Consider the following 25,539-nt stretch of genomic DNA (forward strand, 5'->3'; position numbering starts at 1 on the left):
GATGCCCGGAGCGGAGCAGTTGGGCTTTGACGGGATGCCCCGGCGGCTGTACGCGTGCACGCCGTCGCGGCTGAACACGTGGCTGGACTGCCCGCGCCGCTACCGGATGACGTACCTCGATCGTCCGATGCCGCCGAAGGGGCCGCGGTGGGCGCACAACAGCGTCGGCGTGAGCGTGCACAACGCGCTCGCCGGCTGGTGGCGGCTGCCCGCCGGTGAACGCACCCCGGAGGCCGCCGGGCGGCTGCTGGTCCGGGGCTGGCTGACGGACGGTTTCCGCGACGAGGCCCAGTCGGCCGAGTGGCGTGAACGGGCCCGGGAGATGACCGAACGGTACGTCGCGGGCCTCGATCCGTCCGACGAGCCGATCGGCGTCGAACGCACGGTCGCGACCCGCACCGACCGGATCGCCGTGTCGGGACGCATCGACCGGCTGGACGCCCGCGGTTCCGAACTCGTCGTCGTCGACTACAAGACGGGCCGGCACGTCCTCACCGCCGACGACGCCCGGGGCTCCCTCGCTCTGGCGATCTACGCGGTGGCGGCGGCCCGCGTCCTGCGCCGCCCGTGTCACCGGGTCGAGCTGCACCACCTGCCGTCCGGCGAGGTCGCGGTGTGGGAGCACACCGACGAGTCGCTGGCCCGCCACCTGCGCCGCGCCGAGCAGATCGCCGCCGAGGCCGCCGCCGCGGACGAGGCGTACCGGGGCGGCACGGGCGAGGAGCTGTTCCCGCCGCGTCCGGGCAACCTGTGCTCGTGGTGCGACTTCGCCCGCCACTGCCCCGAAGGCCGGGAGGCGGCCCCCCGCAAGGAACCCTGGGCGGCTCTCGTCCCCTAGGACGGCGTGAGGGCCTTCCTCGCGGGCCACCGGCGCGGGTCCCGGAGCCCGTACAGGCCCCTGCTCAGGTCGTAGCCGTCGGCGGCGAGCCGCTGCCGGGCGCGTTCCAGCATGTCGCGGGTGTTCTTGGCGAACGCGTAGTCGTGCAGCCGCTCGGGCATCGAGTTCATCGCGAGCCGGAACGACTTGAGCGCCGCCGTCGCCGCCGGCCGCGGTACTTCGGGCAGCGCCCCGTACATCCTGCGGGCCCAGTCCGGCAGCGAGTAGTAGCAGAGCGCACCGAACGGGAAGTATCCCGGCTTTCCGGGCGTGAGGAACCTCAGGTTCTCCGGCATCGCCGGCCACATCAGGAACCTGACCGTGGCCGCCGCCTCTTCGGTGACGCGCAGCCGGGGCCGCATCTCGGCGAAGTAGGCCTCCATCTCGGCGACGCTCCCGGGGACGTCCTCGGCGTGGAGCCCCACATACGTCGCGGTGTGGCGCTGCTCGTCCAGGTACTTGTCGGCCATGGCGCCGGTGAGCGGCAGCCCGGCCCGCCGCGCCACCTCCAGATAGGAGTAGACCTCCGCGCAGTGCACCCACAGCAGCAGCTCCGGCTGGTCGAGCCGCTCCTTCTTGCCGGTGTCGTGGTTCAGGATGCGCAGGCTCCGGTGGATCTGCCGGACGCGGTAGGCCAGCTCGTCGATCTCCTCGTGCGATCCGAACGTGGCCATGCCCACGAAGTCGGCGGTGCGCTGGAGCCGCCCGAAGGGATCCTCCTGGAAGTTGGAGTTCTGCCACACACCCCACATCGCCATGGGGTGCAACGCCTGGAGCATGAGGCCGCGCACCCCGCCGACCCACATGGACCGGTCGATGTGCACACGCCACGTGACACTCTCGGGTGGCTGGACGGTCGCCGACATACACACCTCCGCGCGACAAACTGCGGTAAGTGTGTCATTACACGGAGATGCCCGCGACACCGCCCCCCCACCTGCCGGGCGAGGCCCGGAGCTCTCAGAGCCCCGGGCCTCGCCCGGCATCCCCGGCGGATCCCGGGTTCACAGTGAATCGTCCCGCACGACCTCCAGATTCAGGAACCGCGGATCGTCACTGCACAACGCCCGGATCTCCTCGGCGATGCGCCGGGTCTCGGGCAGGTCGCTGTTCCGCATCGCCGCGTCGTAGGACGGGAACTCGACGATGTCCACGAAGTGGGACGGGCGGTCGCGGTCCCGGGTGTGCATTTCGTGCGTCGCTGTGCGCTTGCCCTCGGTCGCGGTCGTCCACTCGTCGAACAGCCGGTCCAGCTCCTCCCGGCGGTCGGTCTCGTACTCGATGATCTGCACGAAGCTCATGTGTCTCACCCCTGGGCTGTCGCCTGCTCGTCCTTGAGGAGGTCGCGGATCTCCTTCCGCAGTTCCGGCGTGTCAGTGTGCCCGTGCACCGAGGCCGCGTGCTCGGCGGCGGCGCGGACGACCTCGTCCTCCTCGCCGCTGATGGTGAGCGTGCAGCCCGACTCGCTCGGCATGTCCCTGCAGTCGGCCACCTTGCGCATGGTTCCCCCAGGCAACGTTCCCGCCGCACCACCACATCCGGCACTTCAATCGTGACATATGCCCACGTCAGCGTGAAGACGTGTGCTCACCCGACACGGGGCCGATGTCGCGGTTTCCACGTCCACCTCCGGGATGTGGTGCTCAAGGAGGAGGCGGGCGTAGGGCTCGCACTGGACGAGGTCCGGCATGACCCCACCACAAGGTTTCGGTGCGTGGCTTTGTGGTCGCTTACCGTTAGTTGAAGGTGTGCTCCGCGTCGTTCCAGAAGGTGCGAAGGGCGGTGGCGGTGGTTTCGGGGGCGTCCCAGGCGGGGGAGTGCGCGGCGCTGGGAATGACGACCTTGGACGCGTTGAGGCGCTCGGCCATCACGGCCTGGACATCGGGTTCCCAGACGTCGTCGTCCTCGCCGTACAGGACGAGGGTGCGCAGGCCGGAGTCGGCGCAGTGCTTGGCGAGTTCGTCGACGCGGTCCGGGGCGGTGAGGATCTCATCCGCCATGCAGGCGAGGCCCTGCTCGGAGTTGCCGAGCGTGCGGGCCTTGAGGAACGCGATGATCTCGCGCTGGACGCCGCGGCCCGTGTAGTCGGGTTCGAGGGCGAGCATCCAGATCTGCTCCATGCCGAGCTCGGGAATGGCGTCGCGGAGGGCGCGGGCCTTGGCGGCGGCCTGGCCGGTGACGGCGGACGGGCCCGAGCTCATCAGCGTGAGCGAGGCGGGAAGCGCTCCGGACAGGACGGTCTCGCGGCACACCAGGCCGCCGAACGAGTGGCCGACCAGGTGGACGGGGTCGGGGCCGAGGACGTCCAAGAGGGCCGCCATGTCCTCGCCCAGGGCGGCACGGGTGTAGGCGGACGCGTCGTCCGGCCCGATCGACTCGTACTGGCCGCGCATGTCGACGGCGATGACGCGGCGGCCGGACGCGGCCAGGGTCTGCATGACGGCGAGGAAGTCCTCCTTGCTGCCGGTCAGGCCCGGGACCAGCAGCGCGGGAAAGCGTTCGGGCACGCCCGAGCCCGGGAGGGCCTCCAGGGCGGCGAAGGGGCCGCGGGAGGTCTCGATGGTCGTACGGCTCGCGCCGGGGGGCAGACTCAGAAACCGGGGCGTACTCACAGGGAACCAGCCTAGTCAACGGACATCAGTGAAAAAGTTTCGGTGGTAGCGTCACCAGCGTGCCTTCCAAGCCGGCCATCTCCGCGCACCGCCGGGACGAGGCGGGCCTCACCGGGCTCCGTGAGGCCGCCGAGTCGGGTGCCGAGTACGTAGAGATCGACATCAGGCGGACCGGTGACGGACGCCTCGTCGTGCACCACGACCCGCAGGTCGGCGGGCTCCGCCTGAACCGGCTGCCCTACGCGCGCGTCCAGGACCTCGCGCCCCGGCCCGTCCCGCTGGTCAGCGAGGCCATGGAGATCATCGCGGGCCGCGCCATGGGCCATCTCGACCTCAAGGAGCGCGGCTGCGAGCACGAGACCGTCGCGCTGGCCGTCGAGGCGTTCGGCCGGGACGGCTTCGTCGTCACCACCCGCGAGGTCAGCTCGCTGTTCGAGATCAAAAAGAGCTTCCCGGGGGTGCGGACGGCACTGTCGGTGGGACGCAACCTGTGGGAACGCGGTGTCGCGCACGACTTCGCGCCGCTGCGTCTCGTCCACCGCGCGGGCGCCGACATGGTCGCACTCAACCACCGGCTCGCCCGCGTCGGCGTCCTGCGGCAGTGCGGTCGCGCCGGGATACCCGCCATGATCTGGACGGTCAACGCCGAGCCGATCATGCGGCGCTTCCTCGGTGACCCGCGCGTCGCCGTCCTCATCACCGACCACCCCGGGACCGCCCTGAAACTCCGGGACCAGCGTTAGCCGCGGCCCCGTCACGGCGCAGGTAATCCGCACGCCGCCGCCACGGTCATGTCATGCCCGTGACGGCGTATGCGGGGTCACCTGCGCCCGCGGGGCGCCCGGCCCGTGGGGATCAGGCCGTTTCGGCGGTTTCGGCCGCGGTGCCGGTCGTGGGCTTGCCGGCGCGGGTGCGGCGGCGGGTCCGGCTGCGCTTGCGCTCGGTGGCGACCGCGTCGACGACGCTCGCGTCCGCGGCGGCCTCGGCCTCCGTCGCGGTCGCCTCGACGGGCTTGCCGGCGCGGGTGCGGCTGCGGCTGCGGCGGCGCGGCCGGGGACGTTCCCGGTCCCGGTCTCGGTCGCGGTCCCGGTCGCGGACGTGGCTGCGGGCCTTGCCGGTCTCGCCGATGTCCTCCAGTTCCTCGGCGTCCAGCCCGGCGCGGCCGTGCCGCTGCTCCTTCGGCAGCGTCCCCTTCGTGCCCTCGGGGATGCCGAGCGTCGCGAAGAAGTGCGGGGACGTCGAGTAGGTCTCCTCCGGGTCGCCGAACGGCAGGTCGAGCGTGCCGTTGATCAGCTTCCACCGGGTGAGGTCGGACCAGTCGACCAGCGTGACCGCGACGCCCCTCTTGCCCGCGCGGCCGGTCCGGCCGATGCGGTGCACGTAGGTGTCGGCGCTGTCGGGGCACTCGTAGTTGACGACGTGGGTGACGTCGTCGACGTCGAGGCCGCGGGCCGCCACGTCGGTGGCCACCAGCACGCCGATCTTGCCGCTGCGGAACGCGCGCAGTGCCCGCTCGCGCTGGCTCTGGCCGAGGTCGCCGTGGACGGCGGCGGCGTCGAAGCCGCGCTGGGACAGGTCGGCGGCCACCCGGTCGCAGGCCCGCTTGGTCTGGCAGAAGACCATGGTCAGCCCGCGGTCCTCCGCCTGCAGGAGACGGGCCAGCATCTCCGGCTTGTCCATCTGGTGGGCCTGGAAGACGTGCTGGACGACCTGCGGCGTCGCGTCCGACTCGGTGGGCGACTCGGCCCGCACGTTGGTCGGGCGGGTCAGGTACCGGCGCGACAGCGCGACGATCTCGCCCGGCATCGTGGCCGAGAACAGCATCGTCTGGCGCTGCGCCGGGATCCGCTCGATGATCCGCTCGATGTCGGGCAGGAAGCCGAGGTCGAGCATGCGGTCCGCCTCGTCCAGCACCAGCACGCCGATCTTGGACAGGTCGAGGTGCTTCTGCTTCACGAGGTCGAGGAGCCGGCCCGGGGTGCCGACGACGACGTCGACGCCCTCCCGGAGCGCGCTGATCTGCGGCTCGTAGGCGCGCCCGCCGTACACCGACAGGACGCGGGTACCGAGCTTGCCGCCGGCGACGAGGAGGTCGTCGGTGACCTGGAGGGCCAGTTCACGGGTCGGCGCGACGACGAGCGCGCGCGGCTTCTTGCCGCCGTGCTCGATGCGCTGCAGCAGCGCGGCGCCGAACGCGAGGGTCTTGCCGGTGCCCGTGCGGGCCTGGCCGATGATGTCGTGCCCGCCCAGTGCGATCGGCAGGGCGAGTTCCTGGATGGGGAACGCTTCGACGATGCCCTCTGCTTCAAGGGCGTCTGCTATCTCGGGGACGACCCCAAGTTCACGAAAGGTAGTCAGGGCTTTCAGCCTCCAATATGCGGGGTCTCCGCTCCCGGGTGCGGCGCGGCTCGCCGACGTGACTCCGTCCTTGCGGACGTGTCCGCCGTTCCAGTGGCCGCGCGCTCGCGCGGGAGGGACCAGCCGTTGCTCAAATCTCTCGGCGACCGCAGTCAGGGGTTGAAAGCAGTCACTCACTGTGGCTGCGTGCGGTCACACTCCGCGACGCAGTGTACCGACCGTCCGTTGCATACACCAACAGCGATCACTGCACCTAACGTTTCCACGGTTTCGTCTATTCCATGCCCCGTCCGCCAGGCATTATCCGCCGCAGGCGGAGACGCTCCCCGCCACCAGGCCGGGCCCGCCCGGTCGGCCACATCCGGACAGCCCGCGCCCGGACGAGCGGCGGCCGCCACGATGAGCGCGCAGAGTTAGCTCATGAGCGATCCGTCCCCCGCCGAAACGCCGCCGTGGAGCGTCGAGGGCTTCACCGAAGTCCGCGAACTGGGGGCGGGCGCGCAGGGCCGGGTGGTGCTGGCCCGGCACACCGGCTCCGGCACCCCGGTGGCGATCAAGTACCTGAACCGGCTGGACGGGGACGAGCGCGCGATCGAGTCGCTGCGCGCCGAGGCGGTGATGCTCGGCCGGGTGGCCGACCCGCACGTCGTCCGGCTGTACCGGTTCGCGAGCGCCGGGCGAGGGGTCGCCCTCGTCATGGAGGCGGTGAACGGGGTCTCGCTCAAGCGGATCCTGGCCGAGCACGGCGCCCTGGAGCCGGAGGCGGCGCTCACCGTGCTGAAAGGGTCGCTGCTCGGGCTCGCCGCCGCGCACCGGGCCGGCGTGGTGCACCGCGACTACAAGCCCGCGAACGTCGTCGTCCGGGCGGACGGGCTGAGCAAGCTGATCGACTTCGGTGTCGCCGCGCTCGCCGGGGACGGCGGCGGGTCGGGCACCCCCGCCTACATGGCCCCGGAGCAGTGGGAGCGGCGTCCCGCCTCCCCGGCCACCGACGTGTACGCCGCGACCTGCGTGTTCTACGAGTGCATCACCGGGAGACGACCCTACGCCGGCGACCTGGCCGCACTCGCGGGCGCCCACCTGCGCGCGCCCGTCCCGGTGGACGAGGTACCGGAGGCGCTGCGCGACCTGGTGGCGCGGGGCATGGCCAAGTCCGCCGACGACCGCCCGGCCGGTGCCGCCGGCTTCGTCGCCGAACTCGACGCCGTCGCGTCCTCGGTCTACGGGGCGGACTGGGAGGGGCGCGGCGTGCGGGCGATGGCGGGCGCGGCGGTGGCTCTCGCCGCCGTCTTCCCGCTGGTGGCCGCGGGTCTGGCCCCCGCCGGCGCCGCCGCGGGTGGCGCGGCCGCGGGTGGCGCCGTCGGCGGCGGGGCCGCGGCCGGGGGAGTGGCGGCCGGGGGAGGGCTGTCCACGGCGGTCGCGGCGAAGGCGGCGGCGGCGGTGATCGCGGCCACCGCGGTCGCCGCCGGAGGCGCGGGGGTGTACGCGGCGAACTCCGGCGACGGTGCGGAGGGTGCGAACACGCCCCCGGTCCTGCGGGTGCGGCCGGTGTCGTTCACCCGCACGACGAGCGGCCCCGCCACCCGGGTGACGGCCCGGGTGCCGCAGTTGACCGGACTCTCCGGCGGGCTGGCGGGCAGGGTCAACGCGCTCGTCCGGGCGCCCGCCGAACGCTGGGCGGAGACCGCCGGTTCGGACATGTCCGCCTTCAGCCAACGGGACGACCCGGCGAATCCCTTCACGGGCAAGGTCGACTACGACGTGGGGCTCGGCGGACCCAGGCTCTTCTCCGTCCGCTACACGTTCGGCGGGACGGTCATGACGCGCAACACGCCCGCGGTGCAGATGGTCACCGTCGACCTGACCACCGGCCGGGCACTGGCGGGCCGTGACCTCCTCCGCGCGGACGCGCTCACACGGCCGGGCATGAGCGCCCTCACCCGGCTGCTGGCCGAGTACGGGCCAGGCCACGGAGCGCTGTGCGAGGGCCCGTTCTGGGACTCCTCAGGGCGCGGCTACACCAACGTCCCGCCGGGCGCGACGGACCTGACGCCCGGGCTTGTCGCCGAGGGCGTCCTCTACATGCTGCCGACGCGCGCGGGGATCGACTTCTATCCCCCGGTGTCCCGCATGGGCTACTCGATGGCATGCGGCCGGGCCTGGCGGGCGTTCCACATCCCCTACCGGCGGCTCGGACGGTTCGTCCGGCCGGAGGTCTTCCGCGCGGCCGGCGCGCCCGTGCCGTCGCCCTGAGGGGCCTGGTACGGGCCTTCCCGGGAACGGGGAAGGCCCCCACCTGGCAGGAGGGGGCCTTCGGATCGGGGGTGGAGGTGCGCGGTGTCAGAACGTGCCGCGCCGCGTGCGCCAGCCGCTCTTGCGGCCGCCGTGGCCGCGGGTGTTCAGCCCCGTGAGCGCGGCCACGCCGAGCGCGGCGATCACGATCGCGAACACGAAGGCGATGACGGAGCCCGCGCCCAGCGCGTCGGCAACGACACCGCCGAGGACGGCGCCGGCGATCCCGACGAGGATCGTCAGCAGCACGCCGATCGGGTTGCGGCCCGGAACGAGCAGCCGGGCGAGGGCCCCGATGACGGCACCGACGACGATGAACCAGAGGATCGTCGTGAGCATGTCGATCAACCATTCCTTTCCGTGGGCCGGTGAGCCCGTGAACGGTGACCGGTATGCCCCCTGTACCAGTTTGAAACAAAGCGCAGGTCAAGGCCGGTTCGAGCCGGACCGGACCGGCACGCCTACTGGCTGGCGAAGCCCACGCTGCGCTGCTCGTCCTCGGCGATCTCCAGGTAACCGACGCGGCCGGCCGGGATCATGATCCGCCCGGACCGCCGGTCCTTGAGGACCAGCACCCCGTTCGGCTCGGCGAGCGCGGCCGCCAGCGCGTTCTGCACCTCGTCGGCCGACTGCGCGGTGTCCACCACGAGTTCCTTGGGAACGTTCTGCACCCCGATGTGAACCTGCAACGCGCTGCTCCCGTCGTCCGTCACGTCCCGCCGACCACCGGCGGGTCACGCCTCCGATGGTCGCACGGAGATCACCCGATCCGCCGTCCCCCCGTTGTGCCGAGGGTGAACGCCGCCGCTGCGGGTACCGCGTCAGCCTTGGTCGGACGTGCGGGGGAAACCGGAGATGCCGCGCCAGGCGAGCCGGGCGATGATCTTCTCGGCGGTGTCCTTGGGGATCGCGCGGTGCTGGGACAGCCAGAACCGGGCGCTGACCTCGGCCATGCCGACCAGGCCCATGCCGAGCAGGTGCGCCTCCTCGGCGGGGGCGTTGGTGTCCTCGGCGATGACCTGGGCGATCATCTCGGCGCACTGCTGGTTGGCGCGGTCGACGCGGGCCCGGACGGGCGCCACGTTGCGCAGGTCGGACTCGAAGACGAGCCGGTACGCCTCGCCGTCGCCGGCCACGAAGTCGTAGAAGGCCTGCATGCTCGCCTGAACGCGCAGCTTGTTGTCCGTGGTGGACTCCAGCGCCTCACGGACGATCTTCACCAGGGCCTCGGCGTGCTCGTCCAGCAGCGCCAGGTACAGCTCCAGCTTTCCCGGGAAGTGCTGGTAGAGCACGGGCTTGCTGACGCCTGCGCGTTCGGCGATCTCGTCCATCGCCGCAGCGTGGTACCCCTGCGCGACGAACACCTCCTGGGCCGCGCCGAGCAACTGCCTGCGGCGCGCCAGCCGTGGCAGCCTCGTGCCACGGGGGCGGGCGTCCGGGGTCGCGGTCACCGTACTCTCCGATCACCGATCGTCGCGACGGAGGACAGTGTCCGCCGCGGGGGAACAATTTCATCATCGTACGCGCGAGTAACCACGCCGGTCACACAACGGCCGCCGTTGTTCCTTCGCGCGGGTCAGTGTATTCCCGCTGGGACCGGTGACAGTATTCCCGCTGGGACCGATGACACCCGCACACGAGCTTTCCGGAAGCCTCGTCACCTGCGGGCGGAACCGGCCCTGGTCACCGGTAGTCGTCCTCGTCCACCGGCACCTCGCGCCACTGCTCGGCGGCGTCGGCCTCGTTGACCTCGTCCGGCAGCGGGCCGCCGGCGGTGCCTTCGTCGGTCTCGTCGAGCGCGGCGCGCTGCTCGGCGGCGTCGGCCTCATTGGCGTCGTCGGGGGCGGGCTGTTCCAGGTCGCCGGTCTCGCTCATCTCGGATCCTCCTCAGCAGTGCCGCCGCGCAGCCGTTCCACCGGGCTCCGCGGCGATGTCTCGGCGGCCTCGCCACGGGCCGGGAACACGGGGACGACGCCGGCGTGCAGTTCCATCCTGCCGCGCTCGCAGGCATCCACCGCCGCCCGCGCTGTCGCGGCGAGGTCGTACCCGGCGGCGAGGAAGTCTATGCGGGGCTCTGCGACAACTGGTTCAGGGGAAGTCAGGGCAGCGGCTGATGGTCCTTCAGAAGCGGCTTGAGAAGGTCGCCGTGCTTGTCCACTCGAGTGAGGACCTCGTCCGGTGAGAACATGAGGGCGCCCGCGCTCTTGCAGGACTCCAGCTCGTCCCAGGTGACGGGTGTCGAGACGGACGGGCGGTCCGCCGCGCGCAGTGAGTAGGGGGCGACGGTCGTCTTCGCGGGATCGTTCTGGCTCCAGTCGATGAGGACCCTGCCCCTGCGCAGCCGCCTCTCCATCTTCGCGACGATGAGCCGGGGATGCTCCTCGGCGAGACGCTGCGCCGCGGCCTTGGCGTACTCCGACGTCCGCTCGGCCTCCTTGGGCTCTTTCACGGGGACGTACAGGTGCAGGCCCTTCTTGCCGCTCGTCTTGGCGTAGGACTCCAGGCCGTCCTCCGCGAGCAGGCCGCGGAGCAAGCACGCGACCTTGCACGCCTCCACGATGGTGGCGGGCGCACCCGGGTCCAGGTCGAAGACCATCAGGTCGGGGGCGTGCACCTTGCCGCGTGGCCCGACCTTCCACTGGGGGACGTGCAGCTCCAGCGCCGCGAGGTTCACACACCACACGAGCGTGGGCAGGTCGTCGATGACGACGTAGTCGAGCGTCTCGCGCCCGCGTGTGCTGCCGGGGCTCGGCACGGTCACGGTGCGGACCCAGCCGGGCGTGTGGGAGGGGGCGTTCTTCTCGAAGAACCAGTCGCCGTCCACGCCGTCCGGCCAGCGGACGCGGGTGGCGGCACGGTCCTTCAGGTGCGGCAGCATCACCGGGGCTATGCGCGCGTAGTAGTCGATGACCTCGCCCTTGGTGAAATCCGGATAGAGGTTCTTGCCGAGGTTGGACAGCGACAACTGCCGTCCGTCCACCTCGACGGTGGTCCTCTTACTGCTCACTCGTGACCTCCAGGGGGTCCTTGTCGTCACGGAGCCCCCGCCAAGACGGGAAACGCAGACGGCCGTCCCCGGTGCGGGAGCTGTAGGCGACCTCCCCGACGAGCCTTGGCTCAACCCATTGGGCGTCCTTGGCGAACTCGCGGGGAACGGGCTCGTCGTAAGGGCTTGTCGGACGGCGCAGCGGCCACAGCATCTCGTACAGCTTGTCCAGGGCGCGGTCGGTGAAGCCCGTCCCGACATGGCCGACGAATCCCAGCAGGCCCTTCACGTCGTACTCGCCGAGGAGGAGGGACCCGACCCCGCCCTCGCGTCGTCCCTGGCCGGGCTTCCAGCCGCAGATGACGACCTCGCGTGTCAGGAAGTTCTTCACCTTGCGCCAGAAGTCGACGCGGCGCCCGGGACGGTAGGGCGAGTCGAGCCGCTTGGCGAGGACGCCCTCAAGGTGCTGCTCGCGGGTGAAGGCGAGCAGTTCCTCCACCTGTGACCGGTCGCCGCCGTGCAGGTACGGGGGCACCTCCACGGGGCCGGTGCCGGCCAGGTCCAGCTCGGCCAGCAGCGACCGGCGGTCGGCGTACGGCATGTCGTACAGGACGTGCCCGTCCAGGTACAGGACGTCGAAGACCACGTACCGGACGGGGACGAGGCGGATCAGCCGGGAATCGGGGTGCTGGACGTGCATCCGGCGCTGGAGGCGCCCGAAGCTCGGCCGTCCCTCGTCGAAGGCGACGATCTCGCCGTCCAGGACGACGTCATGGTCCGGCAGCAGATCGGCCAGCGCGGACAGTTCCGGGTAGCGGCCCGTCACGTCGCCGCCGCGCCGGCCGCCGGCCCGGACGCCGTCCGCGGAGACGTGCGCGAGCACGCGGACACCGTCCCACTTCAGCTCCAGTCCCCAGTGCTCGCCGTCGGAGGGGAGGTCCCCGGTGATGGCCATCATCGGCTCAACGGGCCACGGCATGGTCATATCGCCGTCTTACCCGGTCCCGCCCCGCAGAAAAGGATCAAGAGCTCGTCCTGGCACAAATCGCAGGGGCTGTGACGCTAAGAGCGAGAATGTGCGGGGTAAGGACGGACCATGCGGAGTATCTGGAAGGGCGCGATCTCGTTCGGGCTGGTGACGGTCCCGGTGAAGCTCTATTCGGCGACCGAGCAGAGGGACGTCGCCTTCCACCAGGTGCACCGGGAGGACGGCGGGCGCATCAGGTACAGGCGGGTCTGCACGCTCGACGGCGAGGAGGTGCCGTACTCCGACGTCGCCAAGGGCTACGAACTGCCGTCCGGCGAGATGGTCGTGCTCACCGACGAGGACTTCACCGACCTGCCGCTGTCGTCCAGCCGCCGGATCGAGGTCCTGCAGTTCGTGGAGCAGGAGGAGGTCGACCCGATCTACTTCGCGAAGTCCTACTACCTGGAGCCGGACGGGCAGGGCGCCAAGCCTTACGTGCTGCTCCGCGACGCGCTGGAGAACTCCGGGCAGGTCGCCATCGTGAAGGTCGCGCTGCGGCAGCGCGAGTCGCTCGCCACGCTGCGCGTCCGCGAGGGCGTCTTCGTGCTGGAGACGATGCTGTGGCCGGACGAGGTCCGCACCCCCGACTTCCCGTTCCTGGACGAGGACATCGAGCTCCGCAAGCAGGAACTGTCGATGGCGACGTCACTGATCGAGTCGATGGAGGGCGAGTTCGACCCGGCGGAGTACAAGGACGCCTACCGGGAGGCGTTGCAGGCGGTCATCGACGCCAAGATCGAGGGCAGGGAGGTCACGCGGCCGTCCGAGGAGGGTGCGGAGGAGCCGGCCGCCGACCTGCTGAGCGCGCTGCGCGCGAGCGTCGAGGCCGCCAAGAAGAGCCGCGGGGAGAGGGCGGGCGCGGCCGGCGAGGGCCGGGAGCCGGCGGCGCGCAAGCCGAAGGCGGCCGCGCGGAGCCGCGGCCGCAGGTCGGCCTGATCAGCCCACGGGCGCCGGCCTGGACGGCTCCTCCGGCGGCGGGGCGGGGACGCTCTCGCGGATGCCGTACCGGCCGTAGAGGCGGGCGAGGGGACCGGGCGCCCACCAGTTCACCCGGCCCATCAGCCGCATCATGGCGGGCACGAGCAGCGCCCGGACGATCGTCGCGTCCATCAGGATCGCGATGGCCATCCCGACGCCGACCATCTTGATGAAGGTGATGCCGGAGGTGGCGAACGCGCCGATCACGATGATGAACAGCAGCGCGGCACTGGTGATGATCGAGCCGGTGCGCTGGACGCCCGCCGCCACGGCCGTGACGTTGGAGCCGGTCAGGTCGTACTCCTCGCGGACGCGTGACAGCAGGAACACCTCGTAGTCCATCGAGATGCCGAACAGCAGGACCAGCATCAGGATCGGCATCGCGGGCGCGATGGCGCCGAGCGCGGTGAAGCCGAGCAGGCCGGACAGGTGCCCCTCCTGGAAGATCAGGACGATGGCGCCGAACGTGGCCGACAGCGACAGCAGGTTCATCACGATCGCCTTCAGCGGCAGGACCACCGACCCGAACGCCAGGAACAGCAGCACGAACGTGGCGCCGCCGACGAGCAGCGCGAGCCACGGCAGCGTCCCGCCGAGACTGGCCAGTTCGTCGACGACGTCGGCGGCGGCCCCGCCGACGTGCACTTGCGCGCCGGCCGGCGGCGGGACGTCCCGGACCCGCTTGACGAGGTCCCGCGCGGCGCCGGAGTACGGGTCGGCATCGTAGCGGAGCGCGATCCGCGTCGTGGCGCCGGCGCTGCCGGTCACGGCCGTGTCGGCGGCGCCGGGGAGCGCGGCCAGGCGCTCCCCGTACGCGTCGATCGCGGCCCGGTCGGACGTGCCGGTGACCACCGCGTCGATCGGGCTGGTGGCGTTGCGGGGGAACCGCGTCTCCAGCGTCTCGGCGACGGCTCTGGCGTCGGTGCCGGCCGGCAGTGCGGCGGCGTCGACACCGCCCCAGTTGATGCGCAGGAACGGGCCGCCGAGCGCGGCGAGCAGCGCCACCGTCGTCACCGCGTAGACCACCGGACGGCGCATGACGCTGCGGGCGACCCGTCCCCACCAGCCGCGCGACGGCCTGCGGCCGCGCAGCACCGACAGGGCGTTGACCTTCGGGCCGAGGACGGCGAGCAGTGCGGGCAGGACGGTCAGCGCGCCGATCATGCACACGAACACGGTCGCGATGCCGCCGTAGCCCATGGAGACCAGGAAGTTCTGGTCGAACAGCAGCAGCCCGGACAAGGCGACGGCCACTGTGACTCCGGAGACGGCGACGGTGCGTCCGGCGGTGGTCATGGTGGCGGCGAGGGCGTCCTCGGTCGAGGTCCCGTCCCGCCGGAGTTCCTCGCGGAACCGGCTGACCATGAACAGCCCGTAGTCGATCGCGAGTCCCAGGCCGAGGAAGGTGGTGATGTTCACCGCGAAGATGGACACGTCGGTGACGTAGGTGAGCGCGTGCAGGGCGGTGAACGAGCCCAGGATCGCGATGCCGCCGATCAGCAGCGGCAGGCTCGCCGCGACCAGCCCGCCGAAGATCAGCACCAGCAGCACGAGCAGGATCGGCATGGCGATGGTCTCGGCGCGCGGGATGTCGGCGGCGACGCGGTCGTTGATGGCGGCGGAGGTGCCGACCGTGCCGCCGGCCTTGGCGGTGAGCCCGCCGCCCACGTCGGTCAGATCGCCTTTGACCGCCTGGTAGGCGGCGTCTCGCGCGGCCTCGTCGGCTCCGGCGAGTTCGAGGACGGCGTAGGTGGCCTTCCGGTCCTCGCTGACGAACTGCGGTGACTCGGTCGTCCAGTAGGTGGCGGTGCCGAGGACCTTGCCGGGCGGCAGCGCGGCCAGTGACCGTTCGACCGAGGCCCGGTAGGACGGGTCGTCGACCGTTGTCTCGCCCTGGTAGAGGATCACGACGTCGGTCGCGTCCCGGCCGAGGTCCCGTTCGGCGATCTGTGCCGCCTTCGCGCTCTCGCTGCCCGGCGTCTCGAAACCGCCGGAGGAGCTGAGCGCGCCGAAGACGCCCGTTCCCCAGAGGCCGGCGAAGACCAGCAGTGCGCCCGCGGCGGCGAGGACCCACCGGCGCCGCCGGTGCACCCAGCGGCCCCATCGCTCGAACATCCGTCGTCCCCCCACCGCGGCCTCCGGTGATACCGATAAGCAGGGTAAATTACGATTTGTAGTGGTTTGACCTAGTTTGGTGGTCGGCGGCCCCGGGCCGCCGACCACCGGACGCCGGGTCAGGCCGCGGACTCCAGCCGCGCCCGCGGCGCCGCGGGCGAGTCGCCCTCGTGGATGCCGTACCGGCCGTAGAGCCTGGCCAGCGGGCCGGGCGCCCACCAGTTGGCACGTCCCATCAGCCGCATCGTCGCCGGCACGAGCAGCGCCCGGACGACGGTCGCGTCCATCAGGATCGCGATGGCCATCCCGACACCGGTCATCTTGATGAAGGTGATGCCGGAGGTGGCGAACGCGCCGATCACGATGATGAACAGCAGCGCGGCGCTGGTGATGATCGAGCCGGTGCGCTGGACTCCGGTGGCGACGGCCGCGGTGTTCGAGCCGGTCAGGTCGTACTGCTCGCGAACCCGCGAGAGCAGGAACACCTCGTAGTCCATCGAGATGCCGAACAGCATGGCCAGCATCAGGATCGGCATCGCCGGGGCGATCGACCCGGTCGCGGTGAAGCCCAGCGGGCCGGACAGGTGCCCGTCCTGGAAGATCAGCACCACCGCGCCGAACGTGGCCGACAGCGACAGCAGGTTCATCACGATCGCCTTCAGCGGCAGGACCACCGACCCGAACGCCAGGAACAGCAGCACGAACGTCACCCCGCCCACCAGGACCGCCAGCCAGGGCAGGGTCGCGCCGATGCTGCCGAGCTGGTCGACGACCTCGGCGGTCATGCCCCCGACGTGGACGTGCGCGCCGGCCGGCGGCGGGACGTCCCGGACCCGCTTGACGAGGTCGCGTGCGGCGCCGGAGTCGGGGTGCGCGTCGTAGCGGAGCGCGATCCGCGTCGTGGCGCCCTTGGCGCCGGTCACCGCCGTGCCGGTCACCCCGGGCACGGCGTCCAGACGGCCCCTGTACGCCTGGACCGCGGCCCGGTCGGATGCCCCGGTCACCACGGCCTCGATCGGGCTGGTGGCGTTGCGGGGGAACTGCGTCTCCAGCGTCTCGGCGACGGCTCTGGCGTCGGTGCCGGCCGGCAGTGCGGCGGCGTCGACACCGCCCCAGTTGATGCGCAGGAACGGGCCGCCGAGCGCGGCGAGCAGCGCCACCGTCGTCACCGCGTAGACCACCGGACGGCGCATGACGCTGCGGGCGACCCGTCCCCACCAGCCGCGCGACGGCCTGCGGCCGCGCAGCACCGACAGGGCGTTGACCTTCGGGCCGAGGACGGCGAGCAGTGCGGGCAGGACGGTCAGCGCGCCGATCATGCACACGAACACGGTCGCGATGCCGCCGTAGCCCATGGAGACGAGGAAGTTCTGGTCGAACAGCAGCAGTCCGGACAGGGACACCGCGACCGTGACTCCGGAGACGGCGACGGTGCGTCCGGCGGTGGTCATGGTGGCGGCGAGGGCGTCCTCGGTCGAGGTCCCGTCCCGCCGGAGTTCCTCGCGGAACCGGCTGACCATGAACAGCCCGTAGTCGATCGCGAGTCCCAGGCCGAGGAAGGTGGTGATGTTCACCGCGAAGATGGACACGTCGGTGACGTAGGTGAGCGCGTGCAGGGCGGTGAACGAGCCCAGGATCGCGATGCCGCCGATCAGCAGCGGCAGGCTCGCCGCGACCAGGCCGCCGAAGATCAGCACCAGCAGCACGAGCAGGATCGGCATGGCCATGCCCTCGGCCCGCCCGATGTCGGACGAGACGCGCTCGTTGACCGCGGTCTCGGTGCCGACCGAGCCGCCGACCTTGGCGGTCAGCCCGCCGCCGACCTTCGTCAGGTCGTCCTGGATCACCTTGTAGCCGTCACTGCGGGCGCCCTCGTCGGCACCGGTGAGCCGCAGGACGGCGTAGGTGGCGGTGCGGTCCTTGCTCACGAACTGCGCCGCGCCCGTCGTCCAGTAGGTGGCGGTCGAGGCGATCTTGTCCTGCGGCAGGGCGGCCAGCGCCTTCTCGACCGACGCGCGGTAGGACGGATCGTCGACCGTCGTCCTGCCCTGGTAGAGGACGACGACGTCCGCCTCGTCCCGGCCGAGGTCGCGCTCGGCGATCTGTGCCGCCTTCGCGCTCTCGCTGCCCGGCGTCTCGAAACCGCCGGACGAGGTCAGCGCGCCGAAGACGCCCGTTCCCCACACCGCGGCGAACACCAGCACGGCGCCCGCGGCGGCGAGGACCCACCGCCTGCGCCGGTGCACCCACCGTCCCCATCGATCGAACATGTTCGGCTCCCCCGTCTCCGTTACACTCCGTCAGGATGGTGAACGCTGTAAACTGCGAATGGCGTTAACTTCGCATACGGCGTTAGCCTTCGTCAAGGGTGTTCTTGGGGAATCATGCGGAGGACGGCCAGGGCAGGCAGAGCGGGAGAAGAGGCGGCGTAGTGGAAACACGGCGTGATCGGCTGCGCGCGGCGACGGTCAAGGAGATCTCCGAGACCGCCCGGCGGATCCTCGTCGAGGAGGGGCCCGAGGCGGTGACGCTGCGGGCCATCGCCCGCGAGATGGGCATGACCGCCCCGGCGCTCTACCGTTACTTCGGCAGCCACGGCGAGCTGCTGCGGCACCTGGTCGGCGACCTGTTCACCGAGCTGACCGGCGAGCTGCACGAGGCCATGGCCAATGTGCCGGCCGGCGACCTGAGCGGCAAGTTCATGGCGGTGGCCCGCCGGTTCCGGCTCTGGGCCCTGGCACATCCGCGCGAGTACGCGCTGCTCTTCGGCGCGCCGGTCCGCGGTGTCAGGCACCAGGAGGAGATCGACTTCGCCGAGGGGTGCGCCCGCCGGTTCGGCTGGACGTTCATGGAGCTGTTCCTGGAGCTGTGGAGCAAGAAACCGTTCCCGATCCCGGCCGACGAGGACATGGACCCCGTCCTGCTCCCGCAGCTCCGCCGGTACCGGGACACCGCCCTGGGCGTGGACCTGCCCCTGGGCGTGATCCAGCAGTTCCTCAAGTGCTGGATCCGCCTCCAGGGCAGCGTCAGCCTGGAGGTCTTCGGGCACCTGGAGTTCGCCCTGGACAACGCCGCCCCGATGTTCGAGCTGATGCTGACCGAGATCGCCGACGACCTCGGCCTCACCTACGCCCCGCCCTCCGCCTGACCGGCGGGACGGGCGAGGAGGGCCGCCGGCGGCGCGAACGGGACGGCGCGAACGGGACGGCGCGAACGGGACAGGGCCGCCCCGCGATGTCCGCCGCTGTCCGGCCCCGCTCATGCGAAGGCCCCCGGACCGGCGGGTCCGGGGGCCTTCGGCGGCACGGTCAGTAGGACGGCTGGCTGGGGTCGATCTGGTTGACCCAGGCCAGCACGCCACCGCCGACGTGGACGGCGTCGGCGAAGCCGGCGTTCTTCACCACGGCGAGGGCCTCGGCGGAGCGGACACCCGACTTGCAGTGCAGGACGATCTTCTTGTCCTGCGGGAGGCGCTCCAGGGCGGAGCCGTTCAGGAACTCGCCCTTCGGGATCAGCGTCGCGCCCGGGATCGAGACGATCTCGTACTCGTTCGGCTCGCGGACGTCGACGAGGAAGATGTCGTCGCCGTTGTCCTGCATGGCCTTGAGGTCGTGGACGGTGATCGTGGAGTCCTTCGCGGCCTCGGCGGCCTCGTCGGACACCGCGCCGCAGAACGCCTCGTAGTCCTCCAGCAGCTCGGTCTGCGTCGGGTTCTTGCCGCAGAGCGGGCACTCGGGGTCCCTGCGGACCTTGACCGAGCGGTAGTTCATTTCGAGGGCGTCGTAGATCATCAGCCGGCCGACGAGCGGCTCGCCGATGCCGGTCAGCAGCTTGATGGCCTCGTTCACCTGGATCGAGCCGATCGACGAGCACAGCACGCCGAGGACCCCGCCCTCGGCGCAGGACGGGACCATGCCGGGCGGCGGCGGCTCGGGGTAGAGGCAGCGGTAGCAGGGGCCGTGCTCGGCCCAGAAGACCGACGCCTGGCCGTCGAACCGGTAGATCGACCCCCACACGTACGGCTTGCCCAGCAGGACGGCCGCGTCGTTCACCATGTAGCGGGTCGCGAAGTTGTCGGTGCCGTCCAGGATCAGGTCGTACTGGGAGAAGATCTCCATGATGTTGTCGCGGTCCAGCGCGGTGTTGTGCACGACCACGTCGATCAGCGGGTTGATCTCGCGGACCGTCTCGGCCGCCGACTCCACCTTCGGCCTGCCGAGGGACGACTGCCGGTGGATGATCTGCCGCTGCAGGTTGGACTCGTCCACGACGTCGAAGTCGATGACGCCGAGGGTGCCGACGCCGGCGGCGGCCAGGTAGAGCAGGGCGGGGGAGCCGAGACCGCCCGCGCCCACGACCAGGACCTTGGAGTTCTTGAGGCGCTTCTGACCGGACATGCCCACGTCGGGGATGATCAGGTGCCGCGAGTAGCGGTTGACCTCGTCGCGGGTGAGCTCCGGGGCGGGCTCGACCAGAGGTGGCAACGACACGGTGGGTGCTCCTGTGCTGACGCTCGGCTGCTAGGGAGGGCGGGACGCCATCGTCCTCTCCGCACAACCTTCCCATGTCCTGCGGAATTCCCCGGCGGCCGCCCTGTGGTGACGCCCACGTCATCGGGCCCGCCGGAATGAATCTTTACCAAAGGGGCAGAAGCGAACGGTGCGGGGCCGGCGGAGGACCGGCCCGTTGTGATGGAGGTGACGGGCCATGGGGTTCTTCAAGCGGCTCACGCGGGGCCGGGACGGCCGGGCGGCGGCGGGGACGCACCGCCGGCCGGGCCTGCGGGAGCGCAGGGCCCGGCAGCGCACCCGGGAGGCGGAGGCCAGGCTCCTGGAGACCGAGACTCTGATCCACCGGGAGGCGGACCGCATCCGCCGCGACATCCAGACCTCCTCGTAGGGGCGGCTCGCCGGGCCGGACGAGGTCTGCGCACCGGAATGTGAGGTCCCCTCACCGGAATGTCAGGACGGAATGTCGTAAAGCACAGTTAATCTTGGCTGTTGTGGCATTCCCGCCTCCCTCCCAGCAGCCGCCTCCGCCGCGGCCCCCGTACCGGCCCGGCATGCCCGGAGTCCCCGGGGGGCCGCCCGGTCCCGGCGGTCCGTACGCGGGGCCGCGGGGGCCGATGGGGGCGCCCCCGCCGGCCGTTCGCGCCGGCCGCCCGACGGTGCTGGGGCTGACCGGGCGTCAGTGGATGGTCGCGGCGCTCGCCGTCGGCTGCTGCTATCTCCTCACCACCGGGATCGCCATGACCGGCGCCTGGACGACCCTCAACCGCGAGCCGACGAACGCCGAGCTCCAGGTCGCCGCGAACAAGGAGGTCGCGCGGCGCTGGCAGGCGTGGCCCGCGGACCGCATCTTTCCCGGCCGGATTCCGTACAGTCCCGCCGGCGACCACAGCGAGTACGCCTCGCGGACGGGCATCGTGCCCGACACCGGCTGCGCCCAGGCCGTGGACGAGGAGATCGCGGTGACGATCACCAGGCACGGCTGCCGGGCCGTCCTGCGCGCCACCTACGTCGACCAGTTGCAGGGCGTCGTCATCACCGTCGGCGTGGTCGCCTTCCCCGACCCGTGGAAGGCCGACCGCGCCTACAAGGAGCTGCCCGGCTCGCAGGGGCCGGGCGAAGCCCGCACGGTGCGGCCCGCGCTGCACGCCGCCGGGTTCCCCGGGACGGCGTCCGCGAGGTTCACCGACGAGGCCCGGCAGGACCGGACCATCGACCGCGGCGGCCCGTACGTCGTGCTGACGACCTCGGGGCAGGCCGACGGGCGCCCCGCGTCGGTGATCAAGAGGGAGCGGCCGGGCGAGCCGTTCGCGCCGGCCCCGCAGCTCGCCCACGCGATCGCGCGGTCGCTGTCGGCCAAGGCGCTGCCCGACTGCGACGACCCGGAGTGGGAATGCTGATGCCGGCGCGGACGGCCGCCGTCCTGCTGGCGGGGGCGCTGGCCGGGGGCTGGCTGGTGCCCGTCGAGGCGCACGCGGACGCGGTCCGCGACCGGCAGCGTCCCATCCTCGGCATCCTCGGCATGGACGCCGCCTGGAAGACCACCAAGGGCGCGGGGGTGACCGTCGCGGTCGTCGACTCCGGCGTCGACCCGAACCACGCGGACCTGCGCGGCAAGGTCACCACCGGCCCCAACATGCTCGCCGACATCGACCGCGGGGCGAGGCCCGCCCGGCTGCACGGCACCGGGATGGCGTCCATCATCGCCGGGCACGGCCACGGCGCGGGAGGCCGCTCCGGGATCATCGGGCTGGCCCCGCAGGCGCGCATCCTCGCCATCCGGGCGATCGCCGAGCCGGAGGACGCCGGCTACGTCCGCTACCGGACCTCGCAGAAGGCGGAGAGCCCGGTGGCGCGCGGCATCCGCTACGCCGCCGACCACGGCGCCGACGTCATCAACCTCTCGCTCGGCCGCACCGACGAGGTGCCCGACGACCGTGAGGCCGTCGGGTACGCCATCGGCAAGGGCGCCGTGGTGGTCTCGGCGGTCGGCAACGACGGCGACAAGCAGCGCCTCCTGGACGGCGACGGGTTCGCGCCGTACTCCTACCCGGCGTCCTATCCCGGCGTCATCGCGGTCGCGGCGACCATGCCCGGTCACGCCCGAGCGCCGTTCTCCAACCGCAACTACTCGGTGCTGGTGTCCGCGCCGGGCGCCGACATACCCGTCGCGGGTCCCGGCGGCCGGTACTTCATCAGCGCCGGCACCAGCGACGCCAGCGCGGTCGTCTCCGGGATCGCCGCGCTGATCCGCGCGAAGCATCCGAAGATGTCCCCGGCGCTGGTGTCGCAGGCGCTCGTCCAGAGCACGCGGCACGGGCCGCGCGGCGGCTACGACCCCGAGGTCGGGTTCGGTGAGGTGCACGCGGCCCGCGCGCTGGCGGCGGCGGACTCGATCGCGTCGGCGCGTCCGGGCCCGGCGCGGGGGAAGGCCGCCGGGCAGCGGTTCGGCGCGCAGGATCCGGGGCCGGTGCGGGTCATCGAGCGTCCGGCCTGGGTGAGCTGGGTGATCGCCGCGATCCTGGTGCTCGGGGTCGGCGGGACGGCCGGGGCCGGCGCCCTCGCCCTCACCTTCCGGCGCCGCCACCCGAAGCCCGCGGACGGCCCGTCCCCTGGCCCGCCGCCCGGCCCGCCCCTCGGCCCGTCCCTCGGCCCGCCTCCCCGGAGCCCGCAGGGCGCCGCGCCGTACGCCCCGCGGACGCCCCCGTTCTGAGCCGGCTTCGGCTAGCCTCCGGAGCGTGTCGAGCGCCGAGATCCAGGGCCCGGACACCGGGCCGGAACCGGGATCTCGCGAGCCGTCCGGCGGCCGGTGGACGTCGCGCCGGACGGCGGCGCTGGTGGCGGCGTCCGCGTGCGCGACGGTGCTCGTCGTCGCCGGGGTGCGGCTGTCGGCGGAACTGGGCCGCGGGCCGACGGCCGCCGAGCGCGTCGCGGCGATGGCGGCGGAGGTGTCGGGCCGCTACCGCACCTGGCCCGCCGGGCGGATCTTCCCCGCCGAACTCCCGTACACGCTCGGCCAGTCGTCCCCGGAGACGGCCCGCCGGGTCGGGATCGGCACCGACACCCGCTGTGAGACGGCCGCCGACGACACGCTCGTCCGCTCGCTGGCCGCCCGCGGCTGCCGGGCCGTGCTCCGCGCCACCTATCTCGACCAGGCCCAGGGGCTCGCGGTGACGGTCGGGGTGGCGGTGTTCCCGGACGAGCGGCGGGCGCGCGAGGCGGTCGACTGGTTCCCCGGCGGCACGCCACGTCCCGGCCTGCGGGCGCTGCCGTTCGCGGGCTCGGCGGCCGCCCGGTTCGGCGACGCGGCCCGGCAGACCTCCGCCGCCGCGCAGCGCGGCCCGTACGTGGTCGCGGCGACCGTCGGGTACGCCGACGGGCGTCCCACGCTGCGCGGCCCGCAGGCCGACCTGTCCGAGCTCGCGCCGCAACTGGTGCGGGGGGTGCTGCGTCCGCTGACGACGCCCGCGAAGGTCCGGTGCGGCGACCGGGAGTGGCGGTGCTGAGGCGCCTCGCCGCCGCGCCGGCCGCCGTGGCGCTGGTCGGGGCGCTGGTCGGGGCGCCCGTGGCGGGGCCCGCGCCGGCCGCCCGCGCGGATCAGGTCCGGGACGCGGTGATGCCCGTCCTTGAGTCGCTGAACGTGCCGCGTGCGTGGGAGATGACGCAGGGCGGCGGCGTGACCGTCGCCGTCCTCGACACGGGGGTGGACGCGGAGCAGCCCGACCTCGCCGGGTCCGTCACGTCCGGGCCCGACTACACGCGCGGTGCCGGGCCGCCGGGCGTCGCGCCGAAACGGCTGCACGGCACCAACATGGCGTCCATCATCGCCGGGCACGGGCACGGTCCCGGCGGCGCGCTGGGGATGATCGGCGTCGCGCCCGCGGCGCGGCTGCTGTCGGTGCGGGTGATCCTGGAACGCGACGAGCCGGGCTTCGCCGAGTTCACCGGCGGCGCGCGCTTCGCGGGGACGATCGCGCAGGGCATCCGCTACGCGGCCGACCACGGTGCCGACGTGGTCAACCTGTCGCTGGGCCGCTCCTACCCGACGCCGCGCGAACGGGAAGCCGTCGCCTACGCCATCCGCCGCAATGTGGTCGTGGTGGCGGCGGCCGGTAACGCGGCGGGTAGCGAAGCGGTGGAGCGGGGGGCCGGGCGGGGCGGGCACCCCAGGTACTCGTATCCCGCGTCGTTCCCCGGTGTCATCTCCGTCGCCGCCGTGGACGCGGAGGGGCGCCACGTCGCGTTCTCCAACCGCAACTCGGGTGTCGTGGTGTCCGCGCCCGGCGTGCAGATCATCGGCGCCGGGCCGGACGGCCGGTACTGGATCGGGGACGGCACGAGCCCCGCGACCGCGTTCGTGTCCGGCGTCGCCGCGCTCATCAGGTCACGTCATCCGGGGCTCGCGCCGGCGCTGGTCGCGCAGGCGATCGTGACGGGCACCCGGGACCGCCCGGCGCGCGGCTATGACCGCGGTGTCGGGTTCGGGCGGGTCGACGCCGCCGCCGCGCTCGCCGCGTCCGACGCCCTCGCGGGGGCCCGGATGGGCGGCGCGGGCCTGCCGGGCGATCGCCGGTTCGCCGCCGGGCCCGTCCGCCCGGTCCAGGTGGTGCATCGTTCGGGCAGGCGGGTCTTCACCTACGCGCTGGCCTGCGCCCTGGCCCTGGTCGGCCTGGCGGGCGCGGCCGTGTTCCTGCGCGGCGCCCCGCGCGATCCGGGAGAATCGGCGGATGTGGTCCGAACCTGACGAGTACGCCGAGGCGGTGCTGGACGCGGTGGAGCGCATCCCGCCGGGCCGTGTCCTGTCCTACGGCGACGTGGCCGAACTGGTCGGCCGGGGCGGCCCGCGTCAGGTCGGGCGGGTGATGTCGCTGTACGGGGGCGCCGTCCCGTGGTGGCGGGTGATCCGCGCGGACGGGAGCCCGCCGCGGTGCCATGAGGGACAGGCGCACGAGCACTACCGCGCCGAGGGCACCCCGCTGCGCCCGGACGGCCGCCGCGTCGACATGGGCAGGGCCCGCTGGTCCGGCCCGTCCTGACGCCTCACCCGGCCCGGTGGAGCCGGAAGGCGCCGAGGATGACGGCCGCCAGCACGAGGGGGCTGAGCGCGGCGGCCAGGACGGGGGAGCCGGTCATCAGCGCGCCGGCCACCGCGGCGCCCGCGGCGAGGCTGAGGATCACGCCCGTGCGGAGCCCGGACGCCGCGCCCTGACCGACCGCGAGGGCCCCCATCATCGACGTCAGCGTCCCGGTGACGAACGTGGTGGTGATGCCGTCGGCCGACAAGCTGCGGGCCGCCGCCGTCTGCGCGCCCATCGCGGTGGACGACACGGCGATGAGGGCGAGCAGCGCGCCGCCGCGCGGTTCGGCGTCCGCCAGGGCCCAGCCCGCGAGGAACACGGTCTGCAGGGCCAGCACGAACCCGAGGACGGCGGTGACGCGGGGCGGCCAGATCCGCCCGGGGCGGGGACGGCCCGCGACGAGGAACCCGGCGAGCAGGCCGAGCGCGAACGCGAGCGTCGCCGCGCCGCAGCGTGCCAGGTCGGCGCCGTTCCCCTCGCCGGCGGCGAGCCCGAACAGGACGATGTTGCCGGTCATGTTGGCGGTGAAGACCTTCTCCATGCCGAGGAAGCCGACGATGTCGGTCGTCCCGGCACCGAACGTCAGCAGCATCAGCAGCGCGGCGCGCAGCCGGAGCGGGGCGGCGGGGGACGGGGTGCGGGGACGTGCCCCCGCCGCCGCGGCGGGCGCGGCGGCGGGGGTGAGATCGGACGAGGCGGTCACCGTGC

At 72.5% G+C, this 25,539-nt stretch carries 26 protein-coding genes; 11 read left to right on the plus strand and 15 right to left on the minus strand.

Features of this window, described 5'->3' with window-relative positions; genetic code table 11:
- Position 1: 1 nt before the first annotated feature.
- Positions 2 to 838: a RecB family exonuclease gene (locus ACQP1N_RS08735; protein WP_067805148.1), complete on the plus strand. Its 837-nt coding sequence runs from the start codon at positions 2 to 4 to the stop codon at positions 836 to 838.
- Here the strand turns inward: ACQP1N_RS08735 and ACQP1N_RS08740 are convergent.
- The 4 genes from ACQP1N_RS08740 to ACQP1N_RS08755 form a co-directional block, all read right to left on the minus strand.
- On the minus strand, positions 835 to 1,743 hold the full coding sequence (locus ACQP1N_RS08740; RefSeq protein ID WP_433230299.1) for an oxygenase MpaB family protein: 909 nt from the start codon (positions 1,741 to 1,743) through the stop codon (positions 835 to 837). The two genes, ACQP1N_RS08735 and ACQP1N_RS08740, sit on opposite strands and share 4 nt — an antisense overlap.
- Positions 1,744 to 1,881: 138 nt before the next feature.
- Entirely contained in the window at positions 1,882 to 2,178 is a 297-nt protein-coding gene (locus tag ACQP1N_RS08745) for a hypothetical protein (RefSeq protein WP_067805155.1), read from the minus strand.
- A 5-nt stretch (positions 2,179 to 2,183) separates the two neighbouring features.
- Entirely contained in the window at positions 2,184 to 2,369 is a 186-nt protein-coding gene (locus tag ACQP1N_RS08750) for a DUF1059 domain-containing protein (RefSeq protein WP_217999850.1), read from the minus strand.
- Between the two features lie 244 nt (positions 2,370 to 2,613).
- Positions 2,614 to 3,489: an alpha/beta fold hydrolase gene (locus ACQP1N_RS08755; RefSeq protein ID WP_433230302.1), complete on the minus strand. Its 876-nt coding sequence runs from the start codon at positions 3,487 to 3,489 to the stop codon at positions 2,614 to 2,616.
- Positions 3,490 to 3,548: 59 nt separating this feature from the next.
- On the opposite strand from ACQP1N_RS08755, the gene ACQP1N_RS08760 reads away from it, so the two are divergent.
- On the plus strand, positions 3,549 to 4,232 hold the full coding sequence (locus ACQP1N_RS08760) for a glycerophosphodiester phosphodiesterase (protein ID WP_067805167.1): 684 nt from the start codon (positions 3,549 to 3,551) through the stop codon (positions 4,230 to 4,232).
- 112 nt (positions 4,233 to 4,344) lie between these two features.
- Here the strand turns inward: ACQP1N_RS08760 and ACQP1N_RS08765 are convergent, their stop codons facing one another.
- Complete coding sequence (locus ACQP1N_RS08765; RefSeq protein ID WP_433232630.1) at positions 4,345 to 5,811, minus strand: DEAD/DEAH box helicase; 1,467 nt, start codon at positions 5,809 to 5,811, stop codon at positions 4,345 to 4,347.
- Positions 5,812 to 6,267: 456 nt separating this feature from the next.
- On the opposite strand from ACQP1N_RS08765, the gene ACQP1N_RS08770 reads away from it, so the two are divergent.
- Positions 6,268 to 8,100, plus strand: a complete 1,833-nt coding sequence (locus ACQP1N_RS08770) for a serine/threonine-protein kinase (RefSeq protein WP_433230304.1) — start codon at positions 6,268 to 6,270, stop codon at positions 8,098 to 8,100.
- Positions 8,101 to 8,187: 87 nt separating this feature from the next.
- Here ACQP1N_RS08770 and ACQP1N_RS08775 read toward each other — a convergent pair whose 3' ends face one another.
- From ACQP1N_RS08775 to ligD (ACQP1N_RS08800), 6 genes are all read right to left on the minus strand, one after another.
- Positions 8,188 to 8,478, minus strand: a complete 291-nt coding sequence (locus ACQP1N_RS08775; protein WP_067807631.1) for a GlsB/YeaQ/YmgE family stress response membrane protein — start codon at positions 8,476 to 8,478, stop codon at positions 8,188 to 8,190.
- Between the two features lie 122 nt (positions 8,479 to 8,600).
- Positions 8,601 to 8,852 (minus strand): DUF3107 domain-containing protein, encoded by a 252-nt coding sequence (locus ACQP1N_RS08780; protein WP_242608860.1) that lies wholly within the window; start codon positions 8,850 to 8,852, stop codon positions 8,601 to 8,603.
- 108 nt (positions 8,853 to 8,960) lie between these two features.
- Positions 8,961 to 9,590, minus strand: a complete 630-nt coding sequence (locus tag ACQP1N_RS08785; RefSeq protein ID WP_067807624.1) for a TetR/AcrR family transcriptional regulator — start codon at positions 9,588 to 9,590, stop codon at positions 8,961 to 8,963.
- Positions 9,591 to 9,822: 232 nt separating this feature from the next.
- A complete protein-coding gene (locus ACQP1N_RS08790; protein ID WP_067807621.1) occupies positions 9,823 to 10,014 on the minus strand; it encodes a hypothetical protein in 192 nt (63 codons plus the stop codon).
- Positions 10,015 to 10,237: 223 nt separating this feature from the next.
- Positions 10,238 to 11,146 carry a non-homologous end-joining DNA ligase gene (gene ligD / locus ACQP1N_RS08795; RefSeq protein ID WP_067807618.1) on the minus strand — a complete coding sequence of 303 codons (909 nt, stop codon included), beginning with the start codon at positions 11,144 to 11,146 and terminating at the stop codon, positions 10,238 to 10,240.
- Entirely contained in the window at positions 11,136 to 12,110 is a 975-nt protein-coding gene (gene ligD, locus ACQP1N_RS08800; protein ID WP_067807615.1) for a non-homologous end-joining DNA ligase, read from the minus strand. Before ligD (ACQP1N_RS08800) ends, ligD (ACQP1N_RS08795) begins: the two co-directional genes overlap by 11 nt.
- 111 nt (positions 12,111 to 12,221) lie before the next feature.
- Between ligD (ACQP1N_RS08800) and ACQP1N_RS08805 the strand changes: the two genes are divergently transcribed.
- On the plus strand, positions 12,222 to 13,088 hold the full coding sequence (locus tag ACQP1N_RS08805) for a Ku protein (RefSeq protein ID WP_433230311.1): 867 nt from the start codon (positions 12,222 to 12,224) through the stop codon (positions 13,086 to 13,088).
- On the opposite strand, the gene ACQP1N_RS08810 is transcribed toward ACQP1N_RS08805, so the two are convergent.
- Both ACQP1N_RS08810 and ACQP1N_RS08815 read right to left on the minus strand, forming a co-directional pair.
- Entirely contained in the window at positions 13,089 to 15,245 is a 2,157-nt protein-coding gene (locus tag ACQP1N_RS08810; RefSeq protein ID WP_433230314.1) for an MMPL family transporter, read from the minus strand.
- A gap of 119 nt (positions 15,246 to 15,364) precedes the next feature.
- Complete coding sequence (locus ACQP1N_RS08815; RefSeq protein WP_433230317.1) at positions 15,365 to 17,515, minus strand: MMPL family transporter; 2,151 nt, start codon at positions 17,513 to 17,515, stop codon at positions 15,365 to 15,367.
- 161 nt (positions 17,516 to 17,676) lie between these two features.
- Here ACQP1N_RS08815 and ACQP1N_RS08820 point away from each other — a divergent pair, with 161 nt between their 5' ends.
- Positions 17,677 to 18,393 (plus strand): TetR/AcrR family transcriptional regulator, encoded by a 717-nt coding sequence (locus tag ACQP1N_RS08820; RefSeq protein WP_067804227.1) that lies wholly within the window; start codon positions 17,677 to 17,679, stop codon positions 18,391 to 18,393.
- A gap of 160 nt (positions 18,394 to 18,553) precedes the next feature.
- Here the strand turns inward: ACQP1N_RS08820 and moeZ are convergent, their stop codons facing one another.
- Positions 18,554 to 19,735: an adenylyltransferase/sulfurtransferase MoeZ gene (moeZ, locus tag ACQP1N_RS08825; protein ID WP_067804224.1), complete on the minus strand. Its 1,182-nt coding sequence runs from the start codon at positions 19,733 to 19,735 to the stop codon at positions 18,554 to 18,556.
- A gap of 217 nt (positions 19,736 to 19,952) precedes the next feature.
- Here moeZ and ACQP1N_RS08830 point away from each other — a divergent pair, with 217 nt between their 5' ends.
- From ACQP1N_RS08830 to ACQP1N_RS08855, 6 genes are all read left to right on the plus strand, one after another.
- Positions 19,953 to 20,144 (plus strand): hypothetical protein, encoded by a 192-nt coding sequence (locus tag ACQP1N_RS08830; RefSeq protein ID WP_067804222.1) that lies wholly within the window; start codon positions 19,953 to 19,955, stop codon positions 20,142 to 20,144.
- A gap of 163 nt (positions 20,145 to 20,307) precedes the next feature.
- Positions 20,308 to 21,153 (plus strand): hypothetical protein, encoded by an 846-nt coding sequence (locus ACQP1N_RS08835; protein WP_131732703.1) that lies wholly within the window; start codon positions 20,308 to 20,310, stop codon positions 21,151 to 21,153.
- Positions 21,147 to 22,466 carry a S8 family peptidase gene (locus tag ACQP1N_RS08840; RefSeq protein ID WP_433230321.1) on the plus strand — a complete coding sequence of 440 codons (1,320 nt, stop codon included), beginning with the start codon at positions 21,147 to 21,149 and terminating at the stop codon, positions 22,464 to 22,466. The genes ACQP1N_RS08835 and ACQP1N_RS08840 overlap by 7 nt, the downstream gene beginning before the upstream one ends.
- Before the next feature lie 25 nt (positions 22,467 to 22,491).
- Positions 22,492 to 23,259, plus strand: coding sequence for a hypothetical protein (locus tag ACQP1N_RS08845; RefSeq protein WP_433230324.1), 768 nt, complete (start codon positions 22,492 to 22,494; stop codon positions 23,257 to 23,259).
- The gene (locus ACQP1N_RS08850; protein ID WP_433230326.1) at positions 23,253 to 24,497 is read left to right on the plus strand and encodes a S8 family serine peptidase; all 1,245 of its coding nucleotides are present in this window, start codon (positions 23,253 to 23,255) and stop codon (positions 24,495 to 24,497) included. Before ACQP1N_RS08845 ends, ACQP1N_RS08850 begins: the two co-directional genes overlap by 7 nt.
- Positions 24,481 to 24,789: an MGMT family protein gene (locus ACQP1N_RS08855; RefSeq protein WP_067804209.1), complete on the plus strand. Its 309-nt coding sequence runs from the start codon at positions 24,481 to 24,483 to the stop codon at positions 24,787 to 24,789. Before ACQP1N_RS08850 ends, ACQP1N_RS08855 begins: the two co-directional genes overlap by 17 nt.
- Positions 24,790 to 24,793: 4 nt before the next feature.
- On the opposite strand, the gene ACQP1N_RS08860 is transcribed toward ACQP1N_RS08855, so the two are convergent.
- Positions 24,794 to 25,534, minus strand: a complete 741-nt coding sequence (locus tag ACQP1N_RS08860; RefSeq protein ID WP_067804206.1) for a DUF1275 family protein — start codon at positions 25,532 to 25,534, stop codon at positions 24,794 to 24,796.
- Between the last annotated feature and the right edge of the window lie 5 nt (positions 25,535 to 25,539).

The sequence above is a fragment of the Actinomadura formosensis genome (genome assembly GCF_050948385.1).
Taxonomy (GTDB): domain Bacteria; phylum Actinomycetota; class Actinomycetes; order Streptosporangiales; family Streptosporangiaceae; genus Spirillospora; species Spirillospora formosensis.

Excerpts from the sequence above, each read along its gene's own strand:
- ACQP1N_RS08735 (WP_067805148.1), top strand. The coding sequence starts at position 2 with ATGCCCGGAGCGGAGCAGTTGGGCTTTGACGGGATGCCCCGGCGGCTG.
- ACQP1N_RS08740 (WP_433230299.1), bottom strand. The coding sequence starts at position 1,743 with ATGTCGGCGACCGTCCAGCCACCCGAGAGTGTCACGTGGCGTGTGCAC.
- ACQP1N_RS08745 (WP_067805155.1), bottom strand. The coding sequence starts at position 2,178 with ATGAGCTTCGTGCAGATCATCGAGTACGAGACCGACCGCCGGGAGGAG.
- ACQP1N_RS08770 (WP_433230304.1), top strand. The coding sequence starts at position 6,268 with ATGAGCGATCCGTCCCCCGCCGAAACGCCGCCGTGGAGCGTCGAGGGC.
- ACQP1N_RS08775 (WP_067807631.1), bottom strand. The coding sequence starts at position 8,478 with ATGCTCACGACGATCCTCTGGTTCATCGTCGTCGGTGCCGTCATCGGG.
- ACQP1N_RS08790 (WP_067807621.1), bottom strand. The coding sequence starts at position 10,014 with ATGAGCGAGACCGGCGACCTGGAACAGCCCGCCCCCGACGACGCCAAT.
- ligD (WP_067807615.1), bottom strand. The coding sequence starts at position 12,110 with ATGACCATGCCGTGGCCCGTTGAGCCGATGATGGCCATCACCGGGGAC.
- ACQP1N_RS08805 (WP_433230311.1), top strand. The coding sequence starts at position 12,222 with ATGCGGAGTATCTGGAAGGGCGCGATCTCGTTCGGGCTGGTGACGGTC.
- ACQP1N_RS08810 (WP_433230314.1), bottom strand. The coding sequence starts at position 15,245 with ATGTTCGAGCGATGGGGCCGCTGGGTGCACCGGCGGCGCCGGTGGGTC.
- ACQP1N_RS08815 (WP_433230317.1), bottom strand. The coding sequence starts at position 17,515 with ATGTTCGATCGATGGGGACGGTGGGTGCACCGGCGCAGGCGGTGGGTC.
- ACQP1N_RS08830 (WP_067804222.1), top strand. The coding sequence starts at position 19,953 with ATGGGGTTCTTCAAGCGGCTCACGCGGGGCCGGGACGGCCGGGCGGCG.
- ACQP1N_RS08835 (WP_131732703.1), top strand. The coding sequence starts at position 20,308 with ATGCCCGGAGTCCCCGGGGGGCCGCCCGGTCCCGGCGGTCCGTACGCG.
- ACQP1N_RS08840 (WP_433230321.1), top strand. The coding sequence starts at position 21,147 with ATGCTGATGCCGGCGCGGACGGCCGCCGTCCTGCTGGCGGGGGCGCTG.
- ACQP1N_RS08855 (WP_067804209.1), top strand. The coding sequence starts at position 24,481 with ATGTGGTCCGAACCTGACGAGTACGCCGAGGCGGTGCTGGACGCGGTG.